Genomic DNA, 16,246 nt, shown 5'->3' on the forward strand with positions numbered 1-16,246 from the left:
CCGCGTCGACGCTGGTTTAGCGTCATCTGGAGTTCCTGAACGTCCGGTTGATGTGGGGCCGGACTCGGGCAAAACACAACTGAGGATTGCTCGCGTTTCCGGTTTCCTCACCGTAACCCCGTTCCCACTCTTTCGGCTCACCCCACATCGGGGGCATCGGTCAGCTGCGCTTCCGTGCGCCATCCCCCCGCTCCCCTCCTGTAAGGGCCTCGCGGCCCTTCGTCGACTGACGGGTGCTTTTCCTCACCCCGGCCGTCGCGATAACGACCAGGCCGGCGCCGACGAGCGCGAATCCAACCCACCCGACGGGCTGAAGCCGTTCACCGACGATGACAATGGCGAGAGATGTCGCAACGAGAGGTTCCAGCAACGTGAGCGTCGTCGCTGTCGCTGGCGACAGCATCCGTAGTCCGTATCCAAACGCGAGGTAAGCAAGAGCCATTGGAACGACGGCCAGATAGATCAGAATCAGGATGCCACGTGGCTCGGCAAGCGGGCCGGCATCCGCGAGAAAGAACCAGGGCACCATGACGACAGAGCCCGCGAAGAACATGGCCCCCATCGATGCGGCAGACGAAACGCCGGTGGTCATGATGGCCGAGGCGGCGACCGAGTAGGCGGCGTAACCGAGGCCAGCGAGCAGGCCAAGCGCGACTCCTGCCACGATTGAGCCGGTCGTTGGTGCCTCTCCCCCGCCGCCAGGCGTGACACCGAAGGAGAGCAGCGCGATTCCGACGATGGCAACGGCTGTAGCGATGCCCCAGCGAGCCGTAAGCGGTTTGCGGCGCAGCGTTCGGTCAAGCAGGGCGGCGAACAGGGGACCTGAGCCGAGGGCGACAACGTTGCCAGCGGCGACGCCGATGAAACTCATCGACGAATAATAAGTGGTTGGGTAAACCACGATGCCCACCGTACCGAGGAGAAGCCAGGGCCAGGCCGTCCCCGGGCGCCGCAGAAAGGCCAGAATGTCGCGCGGAGAGCGGAGGAAGAGCAACAGGCCGCCGAAACCGAAGGTCGCGAGACCGACGAGCAATGGTGAACTGCCCTCCGGAGCAAAGGACGCGACAGTGCCGGTTGTTCCCCACAGCACCGCGGCCGCGAGCACCGCTGCAACGTGGGGCGACGCGGATTGCTCGGTGGCCACTGGTCTCCTGTCGGCGCCGGGGACCAGCCGCCCACCGGGTTACCTCGAGATTAGGGCACCCGAGCGCCGTCAGCGAGCGTTCGCGCGCGAGCGTCTCGGCTCACGCAGAGGCATCCCCAGTTCGTCGAGGGGCGAGGAATTTTCGTGCTCGAGGCTGCGGTCGATCGGAGCAGGGCAGTTCAAAATCGCGTTCGGGGTGGAGTGGTCGATCACGTGCTCCCCCATCGGATGGCCGCACACGGGGCAGGGCGCTGCGGCATGTTCCTCTTCGATGCCGTACGGCCCGAGGGGCGGCGGCCCGAAGACGGGCGTCAGCTTGCGATCGACCCACGCCGCGCTACGGACGAGCCGTCCGTTGTGGCCCGGATCCGGTTGAGTCTTCTTTGACGTGTCCATGCGCCCATGGTACGCCCGATTTGCGGTTTTGACTGGCCCGTGCTAAATGCGCCGAATGGACTCGCTCACGCCTCCCCGAAGCCCGATTCGACCAGATCGGCGAGAGCGTCGACGGCTTCCCGTCCGGCCGGGTCTTCCGTCGCAATCTCCGCAATCTTGCCTCTGACAAGACCGAGCGCCATGATCGCAAGGAGGCTTTTCGCGTCCCGACCGTTGACGGTCACTCGAGGGGCGAAGGTGCTCGCGAGCTTGACGAAGTCAGCGGCCGGCCTGGCGTGAAGCCCGTCGCGATTGAGAATGGTCACCGATCGCGAGTATCCCGTGAACGGCGCAGCGGGCGCGCTGGCTTGTGAGCCGGGCGTTGCCGCTCCTGCCTGATCCGTCCCCGTGCGCGGAGCAACGAAAATGTCGACGGCCGAGCGAGCGGCGGCCTCGACACCGTCGAGGTCCGAGCCCGTCTGGGCGGCGACCGCTGCAGCGACTCCGCCCTCGACAAGCGGGGCGTCAATAATGCGAACGGATGCCTGCGCGGCGTCATCGAGGAAGTCGAGCGCTGTTTCCGCCGTGAGAATCGCGGAACCGAGATCACACAGAATTGCGACTCCTCCCCCGGAGTCGGCGTCGGCGATGGCCGCTGTCACCCTGTCAAAACTTGTCCCAATCCCGCCGTCGTCCGTGCCACCAGCGGCGACAAGGGCAACGTTCGGCGCCATCTGTCTGGCAAGCTGCACGAGCCCCTCTGCGATGAGCGCACTGTGCGAAACCAGAACGATGCCGACGGTCACGATTCCGTTCCACTGGTGTTGGCGTCACTGCTGTGGGCTTCACCGTTGCCGGCCGCGACCGATGCAGCGGCCCGCAACAGCAGCGCCGTCGACTGGGCACCCGGGTCTCGGTGGCCGATCGCGCGTTCGCCCAGATAACTGGCGCGTCCCTTGCGCGCGATCAGCGGTTCTGTCGCCTCCGCGCCCCGCTCGGCAGCAGTGGCGGCTGCCGCCAGGACTGCTGCCTCGTCCTCACCGGCAGCTTGCGCGTCGGCAGCGGCGTCGACGGCTGGAGTCCACGCGTCGATCATCGTTTTGTCGCCGGTTTCCGCCTTCCCGCGCAGCACGATGCCGTCCCGAGCGGCGCGCAGGAGCGCAACGACCGCCGCTGAGTCAAGCTGCGGTTCGGAGCCGATAGCAACCGACGCCTTGAGGAATGCCGTACCGAACAACGGACCGGACGCCCCTCCAACCGTCGAGATCAGTGTCGTGGCCACGAGCTTGAGGACATCGGACGGCGTCGCATCGCTCGCGAGATCGTCGAGCTTTCCCACCACGGCCGAGAATCCGCGATCCATGTTCTCGCCGTGATCACCGTCGCCGATGTCACGGTCAAGGGTGATCAGCTCAACACGGTGCTCGGCGATGACCGCCGCGCACGCGCGCGTCCAGTCGATCGCCCACGAAGTTCCCAATGTCATTGAATTGCCCTTTCAGACCTCGACGAATACAGCGGCGGCAGGAGCGTCAGCGACCCCAGCGGAGCGCGGCGGTCTGCACCGGCGCATCCCACAACTCGGTGAGTTCGGAATCCAGCTTGAGCACCGAAAGCGACATGCCCTGCATCTCCAGGGATGTCGTGTAGTTGCCGACGAGAGACCTCACGACGTCGATCCCCTTTCCCCGGAGCACCTCGGCCGCGTGGCGGTAAGCGATATACAGCTCCACCTGCGGAGTCCCGCCCATGCCATTCACCAGCAGCAGGACCTGATCCCCCGAGCTGAACGGGACATCATCGATGATGGGCCCGAGCAACCGCTCAACAATCAGATCCGCCGATTCGAGCTTGATCTTCTCGCGTCCTGGTTCACCGTGGATCCCGATCCCGATTTCGATTTCGTCCTCGGCCAGCGTGAAACTCGGCTCACCGGCGTGCGGCACCACACACGGCGTCAAAGCGACACCCATCGATCGCACGTTGGCGTTGACCCGCTCTGCAACAGCCGTCACTTCGTCCAGCGAGTCCCCGCGCTGGGCCGCGGCCCCTGCGATCTTCTCGACGAGCACGGTGCCAGCAACCCCACGACGTCCAGCAGTGTAGAGCGAATCCTGCACGGCGACGTCATCGTTGACGATCATGCTGCGGACTTCGACGCCGTCAGCGGCAGCCAGCTCGGCAGCCGTCTCAAAGTTCAGGACATCCCCCGTGTAGTTCTTCACGATGTGAAGCACACCTGCTCCCCCGTCGACGGCTTTTGTGGCCGCGACTATTGGGTCGGGCGTTGGTGAGGTGAATACAGCGCCGGGAACGGCGGCGTCGAGCATGCCGTAGCCGACAAAGCCGGCGTGCAGAGGCTCGTGTCCGCTTCCTCCGCCCGAAACGATGCCGACCTTCCCGGCCTGTGGCGCATCAGTGCGCACGACATAGACGGGGTCAGTCGATGCTCGGACGATGTCGGCGTGGGCTGCAGCGAACCCCGCTACCGCCTCGTCGACGACGTGCTTCGGGTCATTGATGAGTTTCTTCATTGAACTCTCTCCAGGTGGCGAATGTGGCGAATAGATGTGTCACGCGGGGCCTGACACTCAACCTAGCGCCGAAGAGCGCGCGAAGGTAAGCCTTAAGCGCTTGCGCCAGCAACCCACTGATCGAGCTTCGCGGCCGCACGACCCGAGTCGAGCGCTTCCCTGGCAACCTCGAGCTGCGCCGCGAACCGATCAAGAATAGAAACCTGCATCTGGCTCGGGTCCTCAGCAAGCCGATAGGCGACAAGTCCGGCCGCGGCGTTGAGCAGCACGATGTCCCGAACCGCGCCTTTCTCTCCGGCGAGCACGCGCCGAACGACACCAGCGTTGTGCTCCGGGTCGCCTCCGATCAATTCGCTCATCTTCACCAGCGGGATTCCGAGGTCACGTGGGTCAAGGTCATGTTCGGTGACCGATCCCCTGCTGACTTCCCAGATGTGGGAGTGCCCCGTCGTTGTGAGCTCGTCGAGGCCGTCATCGCCGCGAAAGACCAGCGCCGTTGCACCGCGGGTCTGGAAGACGCCGACGAACAGAGGCACACGGTCGAGTTGTGCAACGCCGACCGCCGACGCTTCGGGTCGAGCAGGATTGCAGAGCGGACCGAGGAAGTTGAAGACCGTCGGGATGCCAAGATCGGCCCTCACCGGTGCCGCGTGACGGAACCCGGGGTGGAACGCCGACGCGAACGCGAAAGTGATCCCGGTTTCCTTGAGAGCGGATGCCACCTGGTCAGGTGAGCGGGTCAGGTCGATTCCCAGCGCAGAGAGCACGTCGCTCGCACCAGACACGCTGCTGACCGCACGGTTGCCGTGCTTGATCACAGGAACGCCGGTTGACGCGACGACAACACACGCCATGGTCGAAATGTTGACAGTGCCAAATTTGTCTCCGCCGGTACCGACAATGTCGAGCGCCATCGAATCCACCGGAAGAGGAACGGCCCGCTCGAGGATCGCGTCGCGGAAACCGACGATTTCGTTGACCGATTCGCCCTTCGCGCGGAGCGCGACGAGGAACCCGGCGATCTGCGCCGGAGTGGCTTGCCCACTAATGACGTTCTCCATCGCCCAGGTCGCCTCAGCGACGCTGAGATCATCGCCGTGAAGCAATGTCGAGAGAAGTTGCGGCCAGGTGACGGTGTCGGTCATGCTTCCCAGCTTATCGAGCGACCCTTCCGCCACGAATTCACTGCACATTCCCGGACTGAACTAAGGCACACCTAAGTAAAGACTTGGCTGTCAGTGCCCCCGAATGCGAAAAACCGCCGGGGATATCGGCCATAATGGAACAGTGACGAGCACCTCATTGAACTACGCGGCGAGAGCCCAAAAGATCAACAGGCCAAACCCTGTAGCCGTTGGCACCATTGTGTGGCTCGGCAGCGAAGTAATGTTCTTCGCCGGCCTGTTTGCCATTTACTTCACCCTCCGTTCGGTCGCACCTGACCTGTGGGCGAGCGAGACTTCGCTGCTGAACATTCCGTTCTCGACAACGAACACGATCATCCTCGTGGCGTCGTCGTTCACCTGCCAGTTCGGTGTTTTCGCTGCAGAGCGTATGCAGCCGCGGTCGGTTGGCCCTAAGCCTTCGCAGTGGGGCATGGTCGAGTGGTTCTTCCTCACCTATGCGCTCGGCGCCATCTTCGTCGCCGGCCAGATCTTCGAGTACGCAACGCTCGTCAGCGAGGGCGTCTCGATCTCGTCGAACGCATACGGCTCGGCGTTCTACCTCACAACCGGCTTCCACGGTCTCCACGTCACTGGCGGACTCATCGCGTTCCTGCTCGTCATCGGCCGCGCGTACGCCGTTAAGACCTTCGGCCACAAGGAAGCGACAAGCGCGATCGTCGTCTCGTACTACTGGCACTTCGTTGACGTGGTCTGGATCGGCCTCTTCTTCGTCATTTACGTACTGAAATAGAACCGGAAGACTGCACGCGAATGTTTAGGACTCACACACGTTCCCCTCGTCAGAGCAGGAACACAGGACGCCGCTCCCCACTGGCGACAACGGCACTGATCGCTGTCGGACTGCTTTTCACCGGCGGAGCGTACGCCGCGTTCTCAACCACGACGGCCAGCGCTGAAACGTCCCACGCCGCAAGCGCAGGCACCGTTGAGGAAGGCAAGAAGCTCTTCCAGGCCAACTGCGCCAGCTGCCACGGTCTCGCTCTTCAGGGCACCGACGACGGACCAAGCCTTATCGGCGTCGGTTCCGCGTCCGTCGACTTCCAGGTCGGCACCGGCCGCATGCCACTGCAGGCACAGGGCCCACAGGCTCCGGTGAAGCCGGTGCAGTTCACCGACGAGCAGGTTCGCGCCCTCGCCGAGTACGTTGCGACAACGGGTCCAGGCCCGAGTATCCCCGACGAGTCACTGCTCCAGGCTGACGGCGACGCAGCCAACGGCGCAGAACTCTTCCGCGTCAACTGCGCGATGTGCCACAACGTTGCAGGTGCAGGTGGAGCGCTGACCGAGGGCAAGTACGCACCAGCACTGACCGGCGTAGAGCCCGTTCACATCTACGAGGCCATGGTTACCGGCCCGCAGAATATGCCTGTGTTTAACGACGCCAACCTCTCCCCCGAGGACAAGCGCGACATCATCACCGCACTCAAATTCACCCAGGAAAACTCGACTGTCGGTGGACACGCCCTTGGAAGCCTCGGCCCAGTCGCCGAAGGCCTCTTCATCTGGATCTTCGGACTCGGGGCAATTGTCGCGCTCACCGTGTGGATCACGGCGCGATCCAACTAAGCAGCAGAGCAGCAATGACACAGCGCAGAACTACTAAGGAGCACAATGGCACAGGACGGTAACAGCGGCACGGAACTCGCCGCTGCCGACTCGTCGGACCACGGCCACGGCACTGAACTTGCCGTAGGCACGGCGGTTGTGGCCACAGACGCGGTACCGAACCCGGGATTCCCCCCGCACCGGCCCCGCGTGACGGATCTGGATCCCAAGAAAGAGAAGCGCGCAGAACGCACCGTCTACACGCTGTTCTACCTCTCGGCAGCGGGCAGCATCTGGGCGATCGCCGCCTACATGATGTTCCCCATCGAGCCGGAGAACCTGAACTCGGTGCGGGCGAACAACCTGTTCATCGGGCTCGGTCTTGCTCTCGCTCTTCTGGCGCTCGGTATCGGCGCTGTGCACTGGGGCAAGGCTCTCATGCACGACCAAGAGGGCATTGACATGCGTCACCCGACGCGCGGCTCGGAATCAACACGTGATCGCGCCGTCGAAGTCTTCGCTGAGGCGAACGAGGAGTCCGGCTTCGGACGCCGCTCGCTCATCCGCAACAGCCTCATTGGTGCGCTCATCGCCTTCCCGCTTCCCGCGGTCGTCCTCTTCCGAGGCCTCGCACCCGAGGGCCCTGAAGCCAACCCGGTCAGGCTGCTTGAGCACACCATGTGGAAGAAGGGCGACCGTCTCGCCCGCGACCCTTCCGGTGTTCCCATCAAGGCAGTTGACGTCACCATCGGTTCCGTCTTCCACGTCATTCCCGAAGAACTGGCGAACCTGGGGCACAGCGAGGGCTACCTCGAGGAGAAGGCGAAAGCCATAGTTCTCCTCATGCGCCTCAAGCCGGAGGACCTCGTCGAAGACGAGGACAAGAAGGACTGGTCGTACGACGGAATCGTCGCTTACTCCAAGGTCTGCACCCACGTCGGTTGCCCGGTTGCACTGTACGAGCAGCAGACGCATCACCTGCTCTGCCCATGCCACCAGTCGCAGTTCGATGTCACCAACCACTGCGCCGTGATCTTTGGTCCGGCCGCCCGTCCCCTTCCGCAGCTTCCGATCGCTGTTGACGACGAGGGATACCTCGTTGCACAGAGCGACTTCCTCGAACCTGTTGGCCCAAGTTTCTGGGAGCGTCATTGAGCACCGTCACGGCCCCTGCCGACACCACTAAGGCACCCGCCAAGAAGTCAGGCGGATTCACTGCTGCGGCTTCCAACTACCTCGACGAGCGGACGAGCATCTCGGCCGCCGTCAAGGAATTCGGACGCAAGATCTTCCCGGATCACTGGTCGTTCCTGCTCGGAGAAGTGGCGCTGTACAGCTTCGTCATCATCCTCCTGTCCGGCACCTTCCTCACCTTCTTCTTTCAGGCCTCAATGGCGGAAGTTCACTACGAAGGTTCGTACATCCCGCTGAAGGGTGTCGAGATGAGCGCCGCCATGGCGTCCACACTGGACATATCCTTCGACATCCGCGGTGGACTGCTGATGCGTCAGGTGCACCACTGGGCTGCACTGCTGTTTGTGGCCTCCATCGGCCTGCACATGCTCCGTGTCTTCTTCACGGGTGCGTTCCGTAAGCCGCGCGAGCTCAACTGGGTCATCGGCTTTGTCCTCTTCATCCTCGCGATGGCTGAAGGATTCACCGGATACTCCCTCCCCGATGACCTGCTCTCCGGAAACGGACTTCGCATCATCGACGGAATGGTCAAGGGCATCCCGGTGATCGGAACCTGGACTTCCTACCTCCTGTTTGGTGGAGAATTCCCCGGAACGGAAATCGTCGGACGCCTGTACTCGCTCCACATCCTGCTGTTGCCGGCAATGGTGCTCGCGTTCATCGCGCTTCACCTTCTGTTTGTCGTCGTACACAAGCACACCCAGTACGCGGGCCCGGGACACACCGAGCAGAACGTCGTCGGGTACCCCGTCCTCCCGGTGTACGCGGCGAAGGCCGGTGGATTCTTCTTCATCGTCTTCGGTGTCGTCATGCTCATCGCGTCGCTCTTCACGATCAACCCGATCTGGAACTACGGTCCGTACGACCCGTCACCGGTTTCCGCAGGGACCCAGCCAGACTGGTACATCGGATTCGCTGACGGTGGGCTCCGACTCGCTCCGTCGAACCTCGACCTGGTGCTGTTCAACCACACCTTCTCGTTTGGAATCCTGCTGCCGCTTGCGGTCATCGGAATCTTCATCGTCGCCGTCATGTTCTACCCCTTCCTTGAGGCGTGGATCACCGGTGACAAGCGAGAGCACCACATTCTCGACCGCCCGCGGAACGCCGCGACCCGCACAGCGATCGGTGCTGCAGGTGTCACCTTCTACGCCGTCCTCTGGGCAGCGGCGAGCTCCGACATCATTGCGACGCACTTCAGCGTCACAATGGAAGGTGTCATCCGCACGCTCCAGGTCCTGCTGTTCGTCGGTCCGGTCATCGCCTACTTCGTCACGAAGCGCATCTGCCTCGGCCTGCAGAAGAAAGACCGTGAGATCGCACTGCACGGCTACGAGTCCGGTCGTATCGTTCGCCTCCCCGGCGGCGAATACATCGAGGTTCACGAGCCCGTCTCCGACTACGAGCGTTGGAAGCTCGCAAGTCACGAGGAGTACAAGCCGCTCATGATCCGCCCGAACTCACGCGGCAAGATCACCGTGGCGCAGAAGGTCCGTGCCGGACTTTCGCGCTGGTTCTTCGAAGACCGCATCTCCCCCGTGACTCGGACTGAAATTGAGTCCTCGCACGGAGACCACCACTAAATTCCCTTCACAGAACGGGCAGCGTTGACCCTCCGACATCTTGCGGAGGGGCTTCGTTGCCCGTTCTGCTTTTCCGCCACATCCGAGAACCGCCCCTTGTCCCCCGTCGGCACGCTGGTTGTGGGCTGCGACGCCGGCCACCGGTTTGACGTGAACAAACGCGGCTACATCTCGCTGCTGCCACCGGCCAGCCGAATGACAGGTGACAGCCAGGCCATGCTCGATGCGCGGGCGCACTTTTTCGACACCGGCAATTTCGATTCAATAGCGGATGCTGTCGCTGCGTCCAGCGTCCAGGCTCTTGCATCCGGAAGCATTGGGCCGCACGGCGCCGAGGCAGCGGACACGGCCGGATCCCGCCCCATACGACTCGCGGAGATCGGCTGCGGCACCGGGTATTACCTCGACCGAGCCACGCGTGGGCTCAGCCAGGCGGGCGCCGTCGTCGAGCCTGTTGCCGCCGACCTGTCGCCGTTCGCTGTCCGCATGGCCGTCAGGGCCGTTCCGGGCGCCGCAGGTGTCGTTCTCGACGTCTGGCAACCGCTCCCCTTCGTCGACGCGCACCTCGACGGCATCATCAGCGTGTTCGCACCACGAAACCTGCCCGAGTTCGCCCGCATCCTCCGCCCTGGCGGCTGCCTCGTCGCCGTGGTTCCGACGACGCGGCACCTCCACCAGGTGAGGGCAGAGGGGCTGGCGATCGGCATCCCCGACGGCAAACCCGACGCTCTCACCGACGCCGCTTCCCCTTGGTTCGCCGAGGTGGATCGTTCGCTGGTCGAGTTCGACATGAAGCTCACCCAGCCCGAGTTAAATAACCTCATCGGCATGGGCCCCTCGGCCCACCACAGCGCCGCGGCTACGAACACCGGTCCGGTACAGCAAGGTGACGTTCCAGGCGCGCATGCCGCGGGTGAAGGCAGGCTGGCAGCCGGCGATGCGACGCCGGCCAATGGTGAAGACGCGGCGGCAGCCGGTGAGGGCTCCGTGGCTGGCTCGGTGCGGCTCGTCACGGCGTCGGTCACCGTGCTGACCTATCGGCTCACCCGGTCGCACTGACGGGCATAGAGCCGCCGGGTGTGTCCGGCGCATCACGGCTGTTACGGACCGGGACGACATGAGGTGTTGCGTCGGTCACCGTTCTCACCTACCGCCTCACTTGCTCTCGGCGCGCGGCAGACCTGACGTTCCGGGGTGCGACGGTCACGACGTTTTGGGGCGCGATGGACCTGGCGCTTGGGCGCGGACCTGACGCTCGGGAAGGACCCAGCCGCTTCTACAGGAGGCAAACGCTAATCGCGAGGGACACCGACGCTTCTCGCGAACGAGGCTGACGTTAGTCGCGAAGGAGGCTGTGTGCGGTCACCGTGACGTGCGCTGCGTGCCGCACCGTGGCATCCGCTCTCTGTTTTTTGATTCTCCACCTTCAGCCAACGGCACGGATCGCCTCGCTCCAACGAGCGCAGATGCGGACCCGGCGCACGCAAAAGGCCACACACCTTTCGGTGTGTGGCCTTGAGCGTCAGATTGGATCTACCTGGCGTGGAAGCCGCGGTAGTACTCGTAAGTCCAGCCCACGACTGCGATGAGCAACAGTGGTGCTGCGATGTACGAGATCCAGAAGCCGATCGAAAGACCGAGCATCATGAGCGCTCCACCGGCAGCCAGGATAATGGGCCACCAGCTCCACGGGCTGAAGTGCCCGAGCTCAGGGTCTCCGTCATCGATGTTCGCGGTGAGGGTGTCCTCGGGAAGAGGCCCACCCTGGTGCTTGAACACCCGGCTGAGGTAGAACCCGACGAACGCAGCCAGGATCGCAGACAGCGTCAGCGCGGTTGTTCCGGCCCACTCGATCGTGCCGTAGTTGGGGTCAACGAGACTCCAGGTCACGTAGACACCGGCCATGATCAGGAAGAAGACGGCGAGGATCCAGAAGAGATTGACGTGAGCCTTCATTACTTCACTTCGCCTTCCGCGCGGTCATAGGTGGGAGCATCTGGAGCGTCCTTCGCCGGTCCGACGCCAACGGGGATGCCGGCCTCGGGGTGGTTCAGGTCGAATGCGGGGCGCTCAGAACGGATCCGCGGGATCGATGTGAAGTTGTGGCGAGGCGGCGGGCAGGATGTTGCCCACTCGAGCGATCCGCCGTAACCCCATGGGTCGTTCACTGTGACCTTCGGTGCCTTACGCGCAGTGATGTAGACGTTCAGGAAGAACGGCAGCATCGAGAGCGCGAGGATCATGGCGCCAACCGTGGATAGCTGGTTCATCCAGGTGAAGTTGTCTTCGGGTGAGTACGTCGCGTAACGACGGGGCATACCCATGACACCAAGCCAGTGCTGAATGAGGAAGGTGGTGTGGAACCCGATGAACAGCAACCAGAAGTGCCAGTAGCCGAGCTTCTCGTTGAGCATCTTGCCTGTCCACTTGGGCCACCAGAAGTAGAAACCGGAGAACATGGCGAAGACGACAGTACCGAACACCACGTAGTGGAAGTGAGCCACAACGAAGTAGGTGTCAGACACGTGGAAGTCGAGCGGCGGCGATGCCAGGATCACACCGGTGAGTCCACCGAACGTGAAGGTGACCAGGAAGCCGATCGCCCAGAGCATCGGCGTCTCGAAGGTGACCGATCCGCGCCACATGGTGCCGATCCAGTTGAAGATCTTCACACCCGTCGGAACTGCGATGAGCATCGTCATGAGCGAGAAGAACGGCAGCAGCACTGACCCAGTCACGTACATGTGGTGTGCCCACACGGTAACGGAGAGTGCGGCGATCGAGATCGTTGCATAGACGAGGGTCTTGTATCCGAAGATCGGCTTGCGGCTGAACACCGGGAACACCTCACTGACGATGCCGAAGAACGGCAGCGCGATGATGTACACCTCGGGGTGACCGAAGAACCAGAACAGGTGCTGCCACAGGATCACTCCGCCGTTTTCGGCGTCATAGACGTGAGCTCCGAAGACTCGGTCTGCGCCGAGCCCGAAAAGCGCCGCGGCCAGAACCGGGAAGGCCATGAGGATGAGCAGCGACGTCACGAGCGTGTTCCACGTGAAGATCGGCATGCGGAACATCGTCATACCAGGGGCACGCATCGTGATGATCGTCGTGATGAAGTTCACACCACCGAGGATGGTTCCGAATCCGGAGAGTGCGAGGCCGAGAACCCAGAGGTTACCGCCGATACCCGGCGTGAACGTCGTACTCGACAGAGGCGCGTACGCGAACCAGCCGAAGGACGCAGCACCCTGCGGGGTGAGGAAGCCGCCGATAGCCAGGAGGCTACCGAACAGGAACAGCCAGAAAGCGAAGGCGTTCAGCCGCGGGAAGGCAACGTCAGGCGCACCGATCTGCAGCGGCATGAGCACGTTCGCGAAGCCGGAGAACAGAGGCGTCGCAAACATGAGCAGCATGATGGTGCCGTGCATGGTGAACAGCTGGTTGTACTGTTCCTTCGTCTCGAGCAGGCTCAGGCCAGGCTCGAACAGCTGGGCACGGATGATCAGAGCCATCACGCCACCGAGGCAGAAGAACAGGAACGAAGCAATCAGGTACATGTACCCGATCGTCTTGTGGTCGGTGGAGGTGATCCACTTGACCAGGACGTTGCCCTTGTTCTCGACACGGTTGCTGTTGACAACCCGTGCCTGTCCCGCAGGAAGCTCAATAGTGGTAGCCATGATTAGTAAGCGCCTTCCTCAACGCGTTCCGGAGCGTCGACGCCCGGCAGTGTTGCATTCCGGGAGAACTCGTCTCCGAAGTCACCGACATTGCCCTCGTCGGCAAGCGACTGCAGGTAAGCGTCGTACTCGTCCTGCGAAACAACCTTGACGTTGAAGAGCATGAGCGAGTGGTATTCACCACAGAGCTCGGCGCACTTGCCCGCGTATGTTCCTTCACGCTCAGGGGTGAACGACATGTAGTTCGTCTTGCCGGGGAACATGTCCTTCTTGTAGAGGAAGTCGATGACCCAGAACGAGTGGATGACATCGCGGGACTGAAGAGCGATCCGCACGTCAGCGCCAACGGGGAGGTACAGCGTTGGCAGCTGCTCCTGGTCGATGGTGCCCGCTGGGGCGCCTTCTTCTTCCTGCGCCTGAATTCCGGCGGACCACACATCTTCGCCGTTCACGGCGTCTGCGTAAATGAAGTCCCACGCCCACTGCTTGGCGAAAACTTCGATCTCCACATCGGGGTTCTCGAACTGCGTCTCGATGATCTCCTGGTCACGCGCGGTGAACGCGAAGAAACCGAGGACGAGGATCAACGGAACGATCGTGTAGAAGATCTCAATGGGCATGTTGTAGCGCATCTGTGCTGGCAGGCCGGTCTGGCCCTTCCGGCGGCGGTACACGATGATGGCCCAGAGCGTGAGTCCCCAGGTCAGAAGACCAACGCAGAGAAGCACAATCCATGAGGTAACCCACAGACCTGCCACACGCTCGGTGTGGTTTGTTACGGGCGGTTCACCCTCCAGAAATCCTGGAAGATAACCGTGAAGTTCGGCCTGGGTACAGCCGGCGAGAACCACGGCAAGCGTGATAGCAACCGGTATAGCAGCCCATCGGAGTCGACGATTCGAGCGCACCTGGGACCTTTCGATGACAGTGTTGTTTCAGCTTTCAGTCTAGCCCGAATGGGGCTACCGCTCTCGACCATTTGCGCCGTCCTGACGCGATTTACGCCGGTGGACCGGGGTTAAATGCTGCAGGGGACCCGCCGGTGGTGGCGTGTCCCCTGCAGCTTTTGCTGAAAAACTCCCTAGTGGAAGCTGTCTCCACAGGCGCAGCTGCCGCCGGCGTTCGGGTTGTCGATGGTGAAACCCTGCTTCTGGATGGTGTCTTCGAAGTCAATCGACGCTCCATCGAGGTACGGAACGCTCATCTTGTCGACGATCACTTCGACACCGCCGAAGTCGACGGTCGCGTCACCGTCGAGCACACGCTCGTCGAAGTAGAGCTGGTAGATCAGTCCGGAGCACCCGCCGGGCTGGACGGCGACCCGGAGGCGGAGGTCATCGCGACCCTCCTGCTCGAGGAGGCTCTTGACCTTGGCGGCTGCCACGTCACTCAGGCCAACCCCGTGGGCGGCTGAGACGGGCATAGTGGATGTCAGCGTCGTGTCGCTCATGACTCTCCTCGGTTGTGAACGTGCGTTGTGCGAAGTCTGCGATCAGTGTAATCGACCAATCATGGAAATCACCCTGATCCACAAAGTGCTTCCGGGCCGCTGCCTAGCGCTCGGCCGCGTTGAGGCGGGCAAGCAGGAGGGCCTCTGAAAGCACAGAGCGGGCGAAGACCCCGAGGTGAAGCGATTCGTTCGGGCTGTGTGCACGCGAGTGCGGGTCTTCGACTCCTGTGACCAGGATCTCAGCCGACGGGAACACACGGACGAGGTCAGCGATGAACGGAATGGACCCACCGACCCCCAGCTCGACCGCGTCCACTCCCCACGCGTCTTTCATGGCCCGTTTTGCTTCGCCGAATGCCGAACCGGATGTGTCGACCAGGAATGGGTCACCAAGGTCCAGGTCGTCGATGAGGACGTCGGCACCGAAGGGAGTGTGGGAGGCGACGTGTGCGCGAATCGCCGCGGCGGCATCCGTTGCATTCTGTCCTGGAGCGATGCGCACACTCACCTTGACCGAAATGCTCGGCGAGAGCGTGTTTGACGCGTTTGCAACGCTCGGGGCGTCGATGCCAGTTACGGTGATCGACGGTTGGTTCCAGATTCGAGACAGGATCGTGCCTGTACCAAGGGGCGAGACCCCGGGAAGGAGACCCGTTTCGGCACGCAGCTGCTCTTCGGAGTAATCCGGAGTGTCACCCGAGTAGCTGGTGAGGCCATTCACGGCGACCGTACCGGCCTCGTCCCAGAAGGATGCAAGCAGCTTGATCGTGGCGAGCATGGCGTCGGGCACGGCTCCCCCGAACATGCCTGAGTGCGATGCGTGCTCAAGAGTGCGGACGGTCAAACGGAAGGTGACGTTTCCGCGCAGGCCGACCGTGATCGCCGGGGTCACTTCGTCCCAGTTGTTGGAGTCGGCCACGATGATGGCGTCGGCTGCGAGAGCCGCCTTGTTCTCGGTGAGGAAGTTCGCGAACGAGCGCGAACCGAATTCTTCTTCGCCTTCGATAAAGAGGGCCAGGCCGAGATCGAAGTCCTTGCCGAGCACGTCGCGCATAGCGCGAAGTGAGGCCAGGTGCGACATCACCCCGGCCTTATCGTCAGCAGCGCCGCGACCGTAGATCCGGTCGCCGCGAACAGTGGGTTCGAACGGGCTCGATTCCCAGTCCTCGTCCTTTCCTGGAGGCTGGACATCGTGGTGGGCGTAAAGCAGAACGGTTGGCGCCCCGTTTTTCGCGGCGCGGGTGGCGATCACAGCGGGCTGGCCGAGCTCGTCGGTGTCGTCGATGTTCGCCTGCTTGATTTCAACCACCTCGAACAGCTCCGTCTGCTCGGCAAGCGCGGCAACGGCTTCGGCGCTGGCCCGAACGTGCGCCGGGTCGAAAGCCGCCCAGGAAACACTCGGAATCCGCACCAGGTTGGACAGGTCCGCGATCGTCGACGGCATTCCCTCCTGCACTGCGGTGGTGATGAGTGAATCGAGGGCGTTCGGCTGTGCGTTTGTGTTTTCCGCGGGAGGAGTCATGCAGGTAATCTTAAGAGGTATCCAGC

At 62.7% G+C, this 16,246-nt stretch carries 16 protein-coding genes; 5 read left to right on the top strand and 11 right to left on the bottom strand.

The features are described from left to right. Positions 1-160: 160 nt before the first annotated feature. The 6 genes from D9V28_RS05375 to trpD all read right to left on the bottom strand — a co-directional run bounded on the left by D9V28_RS05375 (position 161) and on the right by trpD (position 5,198). Positions 161-1,144, bottom strand: a complete 984-nt coding sequence (locus D9V28_RS05375; RefSeq protein ID WP_121658615.1) for a DMT family transporter — start codon at positions 1,142-1,144, stop codon at positions 161-163. Positions 1,145-1,213: 69 nt separating this feature from the next. Beyond that, positions 1,214-1,540, bottom strand: coding sequence for a hypothetical protein (locus tag D9V28_RS05380; RefSeq protein WP_121658616.1), 327 nt, complete (start codon positions 1,538-1,540; stop codon positions 1,214-1,216). 65 nt (positions 1,541-1,605) lie between these two features. Then, a complete protein-coding gene (gene dhaM, locus D9V28_RS05385; RefSeq protein ID WP_121658617.1) occupies positions 1,606-2,325 on the bottom strand; it encodes a dihydroxyacetone kinase phosphoryl donor subunit DhaM in 720 nt (239 codons plus the stop codon). After that, positions 2,322-3,005 (bottom strand): dihydroxyacetone kinase subunit DhaL, encoded by a 684-nt coding sequence (gene dhaL / locus D9V28_RS05390; protein ID WP_121658618.1) that lies wholly within the window; start codon positions 3,003-3,005, stop codon positions 2,322-2,324. Before dhaL ends, dhaM begins: the two co-directional genes overlap by 4 nt. 46 nt (positions 3,006-3,051) lie before the next feature. After that, positions 3,052-4,053, bottom strand: coding sequence for a dihydroxyacetone kinase subunit DhaK (gene dhaK, locus D9V28_RS05395; RefSeq protein WP_121658619.1), 1,002 nt, complete (start codon positions 4,051-4,053; stop codon positions 3,052-3,054). Positions 4,054-4,145: 92 nt separating this feature from the next. Then, positions 4,146-5,198: an anthranilate phosphoribosyltransferase gene (gene trpD, locus D9V28_RS05400; RefSeq protein ID WP_121658620.1), complete on the bottom strand. Its 1,053-nt coding sequence runs from the start codon at positions 5,196-5,198 to the stop codon at positions 4,146-4,148. Between the two features lie 103 nt (positions 5,199-5,301). Here trpD and ctaE point away from each other — a divergent pair, with 103 nt between their 5' ends. The 5 genes from ctaE (at position 5,302) to D9V28_RS05425 (ending at position 10,621) form a co-directional block, all read left to right on the top strand. Further along, positions 5,302-5,970 carry an aa3-type cytochrome oxidase subunit III gene (ctaE, locus tag D9V28_RS05405; RefSeq protein WP_121658621.1) on the top strand — a complete coding sequence of 223 codons (669 nt, stop codon included), beginning with the start codon at positions 5,302-5,304 and terminating at the stop codon, positions 5,968-5,970. A gap of 20 nt (positions 5,971-5,990) precedes the next feature. After that, positions 5,991-6,806, top strand: a complete 816-nt coding sequence (gene qcrC / locus D9V28_RS05410) for a cytochrome bc1 complex diheme cytochrome c subunit (protein WP_121658622.1) — start codon at positions 5,991-5,993, stop codon at positions 6,804-6,806. 45 nt (positions 6,807-6,851) lie between these two features. Then, entirely contained in the window at positions 6,852-7,940 is a 1,089-nt protein-coding gene (gene qcrA / locus D9V28_RS05415) for a cytochrome bc1 complex Rieske iron-sulfur subunit (protein WP_121658623.1), read from the top strand. Further along, a complete protein-coding gene (gene qcrB, locus D9V28_RS05420) occupies positions 7,937-9,562 on the top strand; it encodes a cytochrome bc1 complex cytochrome b subunit (RefSeq protein ID WP_121658624.1) in 1,626 nt (541 codons plus the stop codon). Before qcrA ends, qcrB begins: the two co-directional genes overlap by 4 nt. 96 nt (positions 9,563-9,658) lie before the next feature. Continuing rightward, on the top strand, positions 9,659-10,621 hold the full coding sequence (locus D9V28_RS05425; protein ID WP_121658625.1) for a methyltransferase domain-containing protein: 963 nt from the start codon (positions 9,659-9,661) through the stop codon (positions 10,619-10,621). A gap of 474 nt (positions 10,622-11,095) precedes the next feature. Here the strand turns inward: D9V28_RS05425 and D9V28_RS05430 are convergent, their stop codons facing one another. The 5 genes from D9V28_RS05430 to D9V28_RS05450 form a co-directional block, all read right to left on the bottom strand. Then, positions 11,096-11,518, bottom strand: a complete 423-nt coding sequence (locus D9V28_RS05430) for a cytochrome c oxidase subunit 4 (protein ID WP_121658626.1) — start codon at positions 11,516-11,518, stop codon at positions 11,096-11,098. Then, a complete protein-coding gene (ctaD, locus tag D9V28_RS05435; protein ID WP_121658627.1) occupies positions 11,518-13,248 on the bottom strand; it encodes an aa3-type cytochrome oxidase subunit I in 1,731 nt (576 codons plus the stop codon). Before ctaD ends, D9V28_RS05430 begins: the two co-directional genes overlap by 1 nt. Before the next feature lie 2 nt (positions 13,249-13,250). After that, positions 13,251-14,156 carry an aa3-type cytochrome oxidase subunit II gene (gene ctaC / locus D9V28_RS05440; protein WP_121658628.1) on the bottom strand — a complete coding sequence of 302 codons (906 nt, stop codon included), beginning with the start codon at positions 14,154-14,156 and terminating at the stop codon, positions 13,251-13,253. A gap of 173 nt (positions 14,157-14,329) precedes the next feature. After that, positions 14,330-14,698: a HesB/IscA family protein gene (locus D9V28_RS05445; RefSeq protein WP_121658629.1), complete on the bottom strand. Its 369-nt coding sequence runs from the start codon at positions 14,696-14,698 to the stop codon at positions 14,330-14,332. 103 nt (positions 14,699-14,801) lie between these two features. Next, positions 14,802-16,220 (bottom strand): dipeptidase, encoded by a 1,419-nt coding sequence (locus tag D9V28_RS05450; RefSeq protein ID WP_121658630.1) that lies wholly within the window; start codon positions 16,218-16,220, stop codon positions 14,802-14,804. Positions 16,221-16,246 lie beyond the last annotated feature (26 nt).

Source organism: Mycetocola zhadangensis (genome assembly GCF_003668565.1).
Classification (GTDB): domain Bacteria; phylum Actinomycetota; class Actinomycetes; order Actinomycetales; family Microbacteriaceae; genus Mycetocola_A; species Mycetocola_A zhadangensis.